This is a genomic window from Labrys miyagiensis (genome assembly GCF_030160835.1).
GTDB lineage: Bacteria > Pseudomonadota > Alphaproteobacteria > Rhizobiales > Labraceae > Labrys > Labrys miyagiensis.
Genome location: NZ_BSPC01000024.1, coordinates 136,315 through 148,126 on the forward strand (window position 1 = coordinate 136,315; position 11,812 = coordinate 148,126).

Sequence of the window (11,812 nt, forward strand, 5' to 3'; positions counted from 1 at the left end):
AGGTGTTGTTTGTCACAAAACTGTCACATAATCGTAATGAAAAACCCGGCGCGAGGACTGCGCCGGGCTCCTTTGCTTGGCGTCTATGGATCAGGCCGGCCGCTCGACGAATTGCGGCACTTGGGCCGAGGCGATCGGGTTGGCGTTGGCCACCAGTTTGTCGAAGCGGTGGTTGGCGATCTTGGCGATCTCGATCAGGCCGGCGGCCCGCTCGACAGCCGGTGAGTTCGCCATGCGCGACCAGCCGGTCTCCAGCACCCGCTCATATCGCTCGACTTCGGGAGCGCAGACGATCAGCGGAAAACCGAACTGCTTGCGATAGGCCACCGCGAGATCGTGCACATCGTTGCGCTCGTCGTGATCGAGGACATCGAGGCCGGCATGGACGTGATCCTGCATATAGGAGGAGCCCGCTTCCGCCTCGCTGCCGAGATCGGCGAAGGAGTTCATGAGCTGCAGCTGCTGGTCGGGCGTGCCGGTGAGCAGGGCGTCATGGAAGGCCGAGCGCAGGGCGAGGGTGTCCGCGAAGGGCTTCATCGCATAGGCGCGTTCCAGCACCCAGGGCGATTTCTCGACCAGGCCGCCGAAGGTGGCGCCGAATTCGGCCTGAGACATCGCATTCACGTCCGCCAGGGTGACGAGCTTGCCGCCTGGCCTGCCGGCGACGGCAACGCCATGCCCGGCACCGATATGGTTGAAGACGATGTTGAGCACGATCGCCGAGAGGGCGCCGAGCGTGATGCCCGAGCCGAAGATGATCTGCGCCCATTCCGGGAAGGCGCTGCCGACGAAAGGCTGCGACGTCACCAGCATGCCAAGGCCCACGCTGGTTGCAACCACCACGATGTTGTTGTGGTTGTTGAAATCCACGCGGCTGAGGGTCTGAATGCCCACCACGGCCACGGTGGCGAACATGGCGAGCGCCGCGCCGCCCAACACTGGAAGGGGAATGCCGGCGACGATGGCCGCAGCTTTGGGCAGCGAGCCGAGGATGATCATGATCACACCGGCCGCAACGATCACCCAGCGGCTCTTGACTTGGGTGAGGCGAACCAGACCGACATTTTCGGCAAAGCAGGTATAGGGGAAGGAGTTCAGCACGCCGCCGATGAAGGTGGCGAGGCCGTCGGCGCGGATGGCGCGGCCGATATCATCCGAGGTAATGCGTTTCTTGACGATCTCGCCGGTGGCGTAAACGTCGCCTGTGGTCTCCACCATGGTGATGATCATCACGACGATCATCGAGAGGATGGCGGTGATCGAGAAAGTCGGCAGGCCGAAATAGAACGGCATTGTGTAACCGACCCAGCCGGCGGTGCCGACATCGGGGAAAGTCGCCTTGCCGAGCAGAAAGGCGACGGCTGTGCCGATCACCAGACCAAGCAGCACCGCGACCGTCTGCATGAAGCCCGTAAAGAAGCGCTGGATGCCGACGATGATGGCAAGTGTGCCGAGGGCATAGGCAAGATTGGAGAGCAGAACGGGGCTTTGCATCGCCATCGGGCCCATGGGACTCTCGACGATGTCGGCGGCGGCAACCGGCAGCAGGGCGACGCCGATGATCAGGATCACCGAGCCGGTGACCACGGGCGGAAAGAAGCGCACCAGCTTGGCGAAGTAGGAGGCCACCGCGAAGGTGAACAGACCCGCGACCAGCACCGATCCATAGATCGAGAGCAGGCCCGGCGTGCCGCCGCCCGCGGCAAGGCCGATGGCGATCATTGGTGAGACGGCGGTGAAGGTGACGCCCTGCAGCAGCGGCAGGCGCACGCCGATCTTCCAGAAGCCGACAGACTGGATGATCGAGGCGATGCCGCAGGTGAAGAGGTCGGCATTGATCAGATGGATCAGCTGTTCGGGGCTGAGCTTGAGGGCCCCAGCCACGATGATCGGCACCAGCACGGCGCCGGCGTAGAAGGCGAGCACATGCTGGAAGCCATAGGCCGCGAGCTTGGGCAGCGGCAGGACCTCGTCGACGGGATGTATTCTGGCCGTCGTGCCATTGGCCGCGCTGGCGGCCTTGTTGGTATTTGCAAGCGTAGTCATCAAACGTCCCCCTTATTCGGTGGATCTCGCATCGCCCTTTGCTCGAGCAGGCTGATGGATCGGTTGGATGGATGCGGGCGCGGGTCTGCCACGCGGGTGTTTCCTCTGGTGGTCTGAGCTTGATCTGTCCGGCGTCACCCCGCTCTGGCTGTGGTGGCGTCGGCAAACTGGGACCGGCCTGTCCGCTGCAGGCGCGCCGCCCTCTGGGCAAAGCAGCGGATCAGCTCGGCGGCCGTGAGGCTGGCGATGATCTCCGGGCGCTTGTCATCGACATCGGCGCCCCCGATCGGGCAGGTAAGGTCGGCGAGCATGGCGTTGGTGCCGGAATTGCGCAGGAACTGCGCCTCGAAACGCTTGCGCTTGGTGCGCGAGCCGATCATGCCGACATAGGCGGCATCGCGCCGCTCCAGGGCGGCCTCGGTGAGGCGGTAGTCGAGCGCGTGGCTGTGGGTGAGGATGACATAGGCCGCGCCCGCTGGTGCGTCAGCGATTGCTTCCGCCGGATCCTCGAGATGGCGGATGCGGCAGTTCTCCGGCAAACCGGCGAGCATGTCCTCGCGGTCGTCGACCAAAGTGACGGCGAAGGGCAGCAGCGAAAGCATGGTGGCGAGCGCCCGGCCGGTATGGCCGAGGCCGAAGACCAGGATGGGCGGGCGCGCCTCCATCAAGGCAGCCTCGTGGTCGCCGAGCCAGGCGGCGACCCTGATCGTCACCGGCTCGAAGCGCAGCGTGACATGGCCGCCGCAGCACTGGCCCATCATCGGGCCGAGCGGCAGGTCCATGCTCTGGGCAGCGAGGCCGGCCTTGGTGTCCTTGCCCTCGGCGAGCATGGAGCGCGCCACGTCGATGGCGTGGAATTCGAGATGGCCGCCGCCGATGGTGCCGGCCATCTCGCTTTCCGTCACCAGCATCAGGGCATCGCAGCCGCGCGGGGTCGAGCCGAGCGCCGAGGCGATTTCCACCAGCACGGCATGCCGGCCATCCGCTTCCGTCCGAGCGAGCAGGGCGCCGATTTCGAGGTCAACCATGGCCATGTCCTTCCTGGTCCTGTGCTTTCGCGCGCAAGGCCTCGATGGCGAACAGCACGCGCTCCGGCGTGGCGGGCGCATCGAGATTGGGGAAGATCTTGTAGTCGGCGACGCTTGCCACCGCGTCCGACAGGGCGTGCAGCACCGAGATCGGCAGCACCAGCGGCGGCTCGCCCACCGCCTTCGAACGGTGGATCGAGGGCATGTGGTTGGGCTTGTTCAACAGCTCGATGTTGAAGATGCGCGGCCGGTCCGAAGCGACCGGGATCTTGTAGGTGGAGGGCGCATGGGTGCGCAGGCGCCCCTTGGCGTCCCACCACAATTCCTCGGTGGTAAGCCAGCCCATGCCCTGCACGAAGCCGCCTTCGATCTGGCCGATATCGATGGCCGGGTTCAGCGAGGCGCCGACGTCGTGCAGGATGTCGACGCGCTCCACCCGGTATTCGCCGGTGAGCGTATCGACAGTGACCTCGGAGGCCGCAGCGCCGTAGGAATAATAATAGAAGGCGCGCCCGCGGCCGGCCTTGCGGTCCCAATGGATATCGGGCGTGCGATAAAAGCCGGACGAGGAGAGATGGATGCGGTTGCTATAGGCTTCCTTGACGAAGTCGGGCCACTCGATTTCGCGATTGCCCACCCGCACACGCCCGGGCAGGAACTCGATCTGGTCCTCGGGCACCTGGAACTTGTCGCAGGCGAAGGCGACCAGGCGTTCCTTGATGTTGTTGCAGGCGTTGAGGGCGGCCATGCCGTTGAGGTCGGTGCCGGAGGAGGCGGCGGTGGGCGACGTATTGGGGATCTTGGCCGTGGTGGTCGGCGTGATCTTCACCATGTCGAGGTCGATCTGGAAGGCCTGCGCCACCACCTGGGCAACCTTGATGTAGAGGCCCTGGCCCATCTCGGTGCCGCCATGGTTTACGCTCACCGAGCCATCGGCGTAGACGTTCACCAGCGCGCCTGCCTGGTTCTGCCAGGAGTTGGTGAAGGAGATGCCGAACTTGACCGGCGTCAGCGCGATGCCGCGCCGGAAGAGGCCACCCTTTGCATTCTCGCGCGCATTCTCCTCGCGGATGGCGGCGCGGCGGGCCTGGTAGTCGCAGGAGGCCTCGAGCTTGGCGATGATCTCGGCCGAGAGATCGCTTTCCACTGTCTGGTGATAGGGCGTGAGATTGCCCTTCTCGCCATAGAAGTTCAGCTTGCGGATCTCCAAGGGATCCTTGCCGAGAGCGTAGGCGATCTCCTCGATCATGCGCTCTGCGCCGATCACGCCTTGCGGGCCGCCAAAGCCGCGGAAGGCGGTGTTCGACACGGTGTGGGTGCGCCAGGGCTGGGCGTTGAGGCGCACATGCGGGTAGAAATAGGCGTTGTCGGCATGGAAGAGGGCGCGGTCGGTCACGGGGCCGGAGAGATCGGCCGAGAAACCGCATCGTGCCGCGAAGACGATATCGACGGCGAGGATATGCCCTTCGTCATCGAAGCCGACTTCGTAGTCGATCACGAAATCATGACGCTTGCCGGTGGCGACCATGTCGTCGTCGCGGTCGGGGCGCAGCTTGACGGCCTGGCCGGTCTTGCGCGCACCGAGAGCCGCGATGGCGGCGAAGATGTTGCCCTGAGTCTCCTTGCCGCCAAAGGCGCCGCCCATGCGGCGGATCTCGACGGTGACGGCATTGGAGGGTACGCCGAGCACATGGGCGACCGAATGCTGGATCTCGCTGGGATGCTGGGTGGAGGAATAGAGCGTGATGTCGCCATCCTCGCCGGGGATCGCGAGGGCGATATGGCTCTCCAGGTAGAAATGCTCCTGGCCGCCGAGATTCATTGACCGTTTGATGCGGTGGGGCGAAGCGGCCATCGCCGTCTCGACATCACCGCGGTTGAGCGACATCGGCTCGGCCACATAGTCCATGCCCGCCTTGCGTGCCTCGGCGATGGTGAGTACGGGCGGCTCTTGCTGATAGGTGATCTTGGCCTTGGCGGCGGCGAGGCGCGCCTCGTTGCGGGTGCGGGCGATCACCGCGAACAGCGGCTGGCCGTAGAACATCACCCGCTTCTCGGGGAAGATCGGGTCGTCATGGTGGTTGGAGGGGCTGACATCGTTGACACCGGGGATGTCGTCCACCGTCAGCACGGCCTCGACGCCGGGGCTGGTGGTTACGGCGGAGAGATCCATCCCGGTGATCAGGCCATGGGCGCAATGCGACAGGCCGAGCGCGGCATGGAGCAGGCCGGCGGGCTCGGGCATGTCGTCGATATAGAACGCTTCGCCCGCCACATGCTTGTGGCCGGAATCATGGCGCGTCGACTGGTAGACGCCGCCGGTGATGCTGTCGCGGTTCAAGGCAAAGATGGGCTTATGCATGGGCGTCACTCTGCAGGATGCCGGCCACCCGGTGCACGGCACCGGCGGCGGTCTCGGCCTGGAAACGGCGGATCAGATTGGCGGCGACGGTGGCGCGGTAGCGTGCGCTGGCCCGCCAGTCGTCGAGGGGGGTGAAATCGGTGGCCAGAGCCTCAGCCGCGGCTTCGGCGCTGGCGCGGTCGAAGACCTTGCCGAGAAGGGCGGCTTCGGCGGCGGCGGCGCGCTTGGGCGTTGCCGCCATGCCGCCGAAGGCGAGCACCGCCTCGGTGACCTTGCCGCCGGCATCGCGCTCGAGGCGGAAGACGCCGCAGACGGAGGAGATGTCCTCGTCGAAGCGCTTGGAGATCTTGGAGACATGCAGCAGCGCGCCGGGCTTGGGCTTGGGCACGCTGATCTCCTCGACGAAGTCGCCCGGCTGGCGGTCCTGTTTCTTGTAGGCGATGAAGAACTTCTCCAGCGGCACGGTGCGCCGTTCGGTGCCCCGGCGCAGCGTCACACTGGCGTCGAGTGCGATGAGGAGGGGCGGCGTGTCGCCGATGGGCGAGCCATTGGCGACATTGCCGCCGACGGTGCCGGCATTGCGCACCTGCTCGCTGCCGAAGCGGCGCAGCATCTCGTCGATCTGCGGATCGAGGGCACCGAGCGCCTCACGGGCATCGCGCAGCGAGGCGAGCGCCCCGATCACAAGGCGGTCGCCCTTGTCCTCGATGCGATCGAGTTCGCTGACGCGGCCGAGCGCGATGACCTTGGCCGGGCGCATCAGCATCTTGGTGATCCACAGCCCGACATCGGTGGCGCCGGCCACGATAGTGGCGTCGGGATGGCTGGCGACGAGGTCGGCGAGCTGGTCTGACGTGGCGGGGGCGAACAAGGTGCGTTCGCCGTCGCTGATCTCGACCACCTGCCGGTCGGCAATGAGGCCGAGCTTGCGGGCGACATCGGCGCGCTCGACCGCCAGGCGGTCGGCGCTGGGGGCCTCGATCTCATAGGCGCGGCCGAGGGCGGCGACGATCGGGCCGTAGCCCGTGCAGCGGCAGAGATTGCCGGCAAGCGCCTCCTCGATGCGCTCGCGTGACGGCGCTGTATCATGGCCGAGCCAGAGCGCGGTGAGGGACATCACGATGCCGGGCGTGCAGAAGCCGCATTGCGAACCATGCAGCTCGACCATGGCCTGCTGGACCGGATGAAGGCCGCCCGAGCGCTTCTTCAGATGCTCGACCGTCACGACATGGCAGCCATCCAGCATGGCGACGAAGCGGATGCAGGCATTGATCGCCTCATAGCGCAGCTCGCCATTGCGCAGCCGGCCCACCAGCACGGAGCAGGCGCCGCAATCGCCCTCGGCGCAGCCTTCCTTGGTGCCCGTCAGCCGGCATTCGTTGCGAAGCCAGTCGAGCAGGGTCAAGGTCGGGTCGAACCCTTCCAGCGTCTGCATTCGGTCATTGAGGAGGAATTTGATGGTCCGGCGCATGATCATCCATGAGGTTAGGGCGAGGCGAGACAGCCGGATTCCCAGCGTCGAGTCCTCAAGGCACAGTCGATGAAGGCACTGAGACGAGCCGGCAGCATTCGCGCGCCTTGCTCGGTGAACACGGCATGTTCCTGATGGCGAACATGCCTGGGGGCTGATGGCCCGGCCGATCGCAATGGGATCGGTATGTGTGGGGGGATCGGGTCGGCCTCCCTTGCCGGCGATTTCCCCCGAAGTTGTTGTTCTTGTTGGGCTTAATGTTGGCCTCTTTGTTGAGACCATAATCCACCCACCTCGCCCGTGCCGGTAGAGGCGCGTGATATGAAGGACTTCCACATAAAATGTGACAATGCGCTGACAATGAAGCGGTTATGGTGCGCTTCATGATCGGGGGTGTCTCGTGCCGAGATGGCTCCCGGAAACGGCCCCTCCGGGCTTGCTGCGCTCCAGTCAGAAGGACGTAACATCTTGACGGTGAAGGATCTTTCGCGTGCCGATACCGCCCTGCGCGGGCGTTTGCTCTGGTTTGTCGGCCGCCCCGAGGAGCAGGGTGAGGCAGCGGTGCGCCATATCGAGGACGGCCTGCTGGTGCTGGAGGCAGGCCGGATCGTCGCTGTCGGCGAGACGGCGGCACTGCGCCCGCAACTGCCGGCCGCGGCGAAGATCCAAGACCATGCCGGCAAGCTGATCGTGCCCGGCTTCATCGATCCGCACATCCATATGCCCCAGACGCAGGTCGTCGCCTCCTGGGCCGCACAACTGCTCGACTGGCTCAACACCTACACCTTCGTCGAGGAGCAGAAATACGGCGATCCCGCCCATGCGGCGCGTGGCGCGGCCTTCTTCTTCGACGAGCTTCTGTCGAACGGCACCACCACGGCGGTTGCCTTCTGCTCGGTGCATGCGACCTCGGCCGAGGCCTTCTTCGCCGAGTCCGAGCGCCGCAACACTCGCATGGCCGCCGGCAAGGTGATGATGGACCGCTACGCCCCGGATGCCCTCACCGACACGCCGCGTTCGGGCTATGAGGAGAGCAAGGCGCTGCTCGGACGCTGGCACGGCCGCGGCCGCCAGCTCTATGCCATCGCCCCGCGCTTTGCCATCACCTCAACGCCCGAGCAGTTGGAAGCAGCGGGCACTCTGTCACGCGAGCACTCCGATTGCCTGGTGCAGACCCATATCTCGGAGAACCTGGAGGAAGTCGCCACCGCCAAGCGGCTCTATCCCGATTGCACCGACTACACCGCCATCTATGAGAAATACGGCCTGCTCGGCCGGAAATCGCTGATGGGCCATTCGATCCATCTCAGCGAGAGCGAGCGCCAGCGCTATGCGGATGCCGACGCCGTGGCGGTGCATTGCCCGACCTCGAACCTCTTCCTCGGCTCCGGCTTGTTCGACTGGCAGGCGACGCGCGATCCCAAGCGCCCGGTACGCATCGGCGTCGCCACCGATATTGGCGGCGGCACCTCCTATTCCATGCTGCAGACCATGAACGAGGCCTACAAGGTGCAGCAATTGCTTGGGCACCGCCTCGATGCCTTCGCACTCTTCCACGCCATGACCCGCGGCAACGCCATCGCCATCGGCCTCGATCATCTGATCGGCAGCTTCGAGCCAGGCCATGAATGCGACGCCGTGGTGCTCGATGCCCGCGCCACCCCCGCCATGGCGCATCGCATGGAGACGGTGACGACGCTCGCCGAGGAACTCTTCATCCTGGTCACCATGGGCGACGACCGGGCCGTGGAGGAGACCTATGTGATGGGCGAGAAGAAGAAGCCGAGGCAGCGGGGCGCCTGAAAGCCTCCTCCGCTGAACACTGCGGTTGGGCGAGATGAAACGCTCAAGGGCCGTCAAGGCTTGAGACCAAGGGCCGGCCTACTGCTTCGCCCGCCATTCCGCCAGGAAGCGGCGGGCGAAGGAGAGGAAACGTGTCAGCACCGGGCTCTGGTCGCGCGCGTAGACCATGCTGACATCGGCGGCGGGGGCAGGGGGCACGAGGTCGCGGTAGATGACCTCGGGGCGCGACAGGGCGCTCACGCTGCGTGGGGCAAGGGCGACGCCGAAGCCGGCTGCGACCAGGCTGGTGAGGGAATAGGCTTCGATCACCTGCTGGGTGATGCGCGGCATGAAGCCGGCCTCGATGCAGCATTTGCGCAGATAGTCCGCGAAGGTCGAATCGCGCAGGCGCAGGAAGACGTGGCCGTCCTCGCTCAGTTCCGAAAGGGCGATGGCGCCGCGTCCGGCGAGGCGGTGGCCTGCCGGCAGGAACACGCCCACCGGCTCGCGCCAGGCCGTTTCGCGCGTCAGCTCGGCATCCGCCGGTGGCAGGCGCAGGAAGCTGACATCGACGGCGCGGGTCAGAAGCGCTGTGAGCTGGGCATCGGGCGCCATCTCGTGCAGGCCGATGACGATGGCGGGGAAGCGACGCTGATATTCGGCCATCAGGGCCGCCAGCGGGCCGAGCAGCATCGAGCCGGTCGCGGCAACGTTGAGGGCGCCCGTCATGCCCTGGCCGATGGCTTTCACCTGCGTCGCCGCCAGCTCGGCGCTCGCCATGATGCTGCGGGCGTGAGCCAGGAAAGCCGTGCCCGCCTCGGTGAGCATCACCTTCCGGCTTGTGCGCAAAAACAGCACCGTGCCCAATTCATGTTCAAGATCGCGAATCTGCTGGCTCAAGGGCGGTTGCGAGATATGCAGCCTCTGGGCGGCGGCCGTGAAGCTCAATTCTTCTGCCAGGGCAATGAAATAGCGCAGATGGCGAAGCTCCATGGCGGGCCTATCTATAGCTTTCACATATTGATTATACCGAACCATATATTGGACTAATTGATGCGCCTGCGCAATCCTTAGGCATCGAAGGACGGAGCATGCCGTCCGGCTCAGGAACCCGATGCAAGGAGAACGCCGATGGCGCGCATGACCGCGGCCGAAGCAGCAGTGCACATCATGGAAAAGGAAGGCGCGACCTGTGCCTTCGGCGTGCCGGGAGCGGCCATCAACCCGCTCTATGCGGCGTTGCGCCCCCGCAACCAGATCAAGCATGTGCTCGCGCGCCATGTCGAGGCGGCTTCCCACATGGCGGAGGGCTTCACCCGCGCCAAGGCAGGCAATATCGGCGTGTGCATCGGCACCTCCGGCCCGGCCGGCACCGACATGATCACCGGGCTTTATTCGGCCAGCGCCGATTCCATCCCGATCCTGTGCATCACCGGCCAGGCGCCCCGCGCCAGGCTGCACAAGGAGGACTTCCAGGCCGTCGACATCGCCGCCATCGCCAAGCCGGTGTGCAAGTGGGCGGTGACCGTGATGGAGCCGGCGCAGGTGCCCGGCACCTTCCAGCAGGCCTATCATCTGATGCGCTCCGGCCGCCCCGGCCCTGTACTGATCGACCTGCCTTTCGATGTGCAGACGACCGAGATCGAGTTCGATCCGGAAACCTATGAGCCCTTGCCGGTGCACAGGCCGAAGGCGACGCGCGCCCAGATCGACAAGGCCATGGCCCTGCTGCAGGCCGCCGAGAAGCCCCTGATCGTGGCCGGCGGAGGCATCATCAATGCCGATGCCTCCAGCAAGCTCGTCACCTTCGCCGAGCTCCTTGGCGTCCCCGTCGTGCCGACGCTGATGGGCTGGGGCACCATTCCCGACGACCATCCCCTGATGGTCGGCATGGCCGGCCTGCAGACCAGCCATCGCTACGGCAATGCCACGATGCTCGCCTCCGACTTCGTGCTCGGCATCGGCAACCGCTGGGCCAATCGCCACACGGGCACGGTGGAGACCTATACCAAGGGCCGCAAATTCGTGCATGTCGACATCGAGCCCACGCAGATCGGCCGTGTCTTCGCGCCCGATTACGGCATCGCCTCGGATGCCGGCCTGGCGCTGGATGTCTTCATCGAGGCCGCCCGCGAGTTGAAGGCCAAGGGCGCGCTGAAGGATCGCTCCGCCTGGCTCGAGGAATGCCGCGAGCGCAAGCGCACCATGCTGCGGCGGACGCACTTCACGGAGACGCCGATCAAGCCCCAGCGCGTCTATGAGGAGATGAACCGCGCCTTCGGCCGCGACACCACCTATGTCTCGACCATCGGCCTGTCGCAGATCGCGGCCGCGCAGTTCCTGCATGTCTACAAGCCGCGTGGCTGGATCAATTGCGGCCAGGCCGGGCCGCTTGGCTGGACGCTGCCGGCGGCGCTCGGTGTTTGCGCGGCGGATCGCGGCGCCTCGGTGGTGGCGATCTCGGGCGACTACGACTTCCAGTTCCTGATCGAGGAGCTGGCGGTCGGGGCGCAGTTCAACCTGCCCTATGTGCATGTACTGGTGAACAACGCTTATCTCGGCCTGATCCGCCAGTCGCAGCGCGGCTTCAACATGGACTTCCAAGTCCAGCTCTCCTTCGAGAACATCAACGCGCCGGAACTGGGCGTCTATGGCGTCGACCATGTGAAGGTGGTGGAGGGTCTTGGTTGCCGGGCGCTGCGGGTCACCGATCCGGAAAAGCTCCTCGGCACCTTCGAGGAGGCCAAGAAGATGGCGGCGCATCTGCGCGTGCCGGTGGTGGTCGAGGTCATCCTCGAACGTGTCACCAATGTCGCCATGGGCACCGACCTCGACAAGGTCACCGAGTTCGAGGACCTGGCGCAGGACGCCCAGGACGCACCGACAGCGATCGCCTTGCTGGATTGAGGGGGGCCATCAAATCGGCAGGCGTTGCGCAGCCCCTCACCCTTACCCTCTCCCCGTAAACGGGGCGAGGGGGGCGGCAACCGTCGCGCGAGATGACCACCACTCAATCTGAGCCGCGCCTTCGAAGTCCCCTCGCCCCGCTTGCGGGGAGAGGATTGAGGTGAGGGGCCACGCCGCCCTCCCCGTGATTTGCAAGACCGAAACACCACAGGACAC

At 65.5% G+C, this 11,812-nt stretch carries 7 protein-coding genes; 2 read left to right on the plus strand and 5 right to left on the minus strand.

The features are described from left to right. Positions 1-90: 90 nt before the first annotated feature. The 4 genes from QQL24_RS13860 to xdhA all read right to left on the minus strand — a co-directional run bounded on the left by QQL24_RS13860 (position 91) and on the right by xdhA (position 6,913). Positions 91-2,046, minus strand: coding sequence for a solute carrier family 23 protein (locus tag QQL24_RS13860; RefSeq protein WP_284312758.1), 1,956 nt, complete (start codon positions 2,044-2,046; stop codon positions 91-93). A 134-nt stretch (positions 2,047-2,180) separates the two neighbouring features. Further along, positions 2,181-3,074, minus strand: a complete 894-nt coding sequence (gene xdhC / locus QQL24_RS13865; RefSeq protein WP_284312760.1) for a xanthine dehydrogenase accessory protein XdhC — start codon at positions 3,072-3,074, stop codon at positions 2,181-2,183. Beyond that, complete coding sequence (xdhB, locus tag QQL24_RS13870; protein WP_284312762.1) at positions 3,067-5,436, minus strand: xanthine dehydrogenase molybdopterin binding subunit; 2,370 nt, start codon at positions 5,434-5,436, stop codon at positions 3,067-3,069. Before xdhB ends, xdhC begins: the two co-directional genes overlap by 8 nt. Continuing rightward, positions 5,429-6,913 (minus strand): xanthine dehydrogenase small subunit, encoded by a 1,485-nt coding sequence (gene xdhA, locus QQL24_RS13875; protein ID WP_431310684.1) that lies wholly within the window; start codon positions 6,911-6,913, stop codon positions 5,429-5,431. The genes xdhB and xdhA overlap by 8 nt, the downstream gene beginning before the upstream one ends. A 462-nt stretch (positions 6,914-7,375) precedes the next feature. Between xdhA and guaD the strand changes: the two genes are divergently transcribed. Further along, complete coding sequence (gene guaD / locus QQL24_RS13880) at positions 7,376-8,710, plus strand: guanine deaminase (protein WP_284312764.1); 1,335 nt, start codon at positions 7,376-7,378, stop codon at positions 8,708-8,710. 78 nt (positions 8,711-8,788) lie between these two features. On the opposite strand, the gene QQL24_RS13885 is transcribed toward guaD, so the two are convergent. After that, complete coding sequence (locus QQL24_RS13885; RefSeq protein ID WP_284312765.1) at positions 8,789-9,682, minus strand: LysR substrate-binding domain-containing protein; 894 nt, start codon at positions 9,680-9,682, stop codon at positions 8,789-8,791. A gap of 138 nt (positions 9,683-9,820) precedes the next feature. On the opposite strand from QQL24_RS13885, the gene gcl reads away from it, so the two are divergent. Continuing rightward, positions 9,821-11,596 carry a glyoxylate carboligase gene (gene gcl / locus QQL24_RS13890; protein WP_284312767.1) on the plus strand — a complete coding sequence of 592 codons (1,776 nt, stop codon included), beginning with the start codon at positions 9,821-9,823 and terminating at the stop codon, positions 11,594-11,596. Positions 11,597-11,812: the final 216 nt, after the last annotated feature.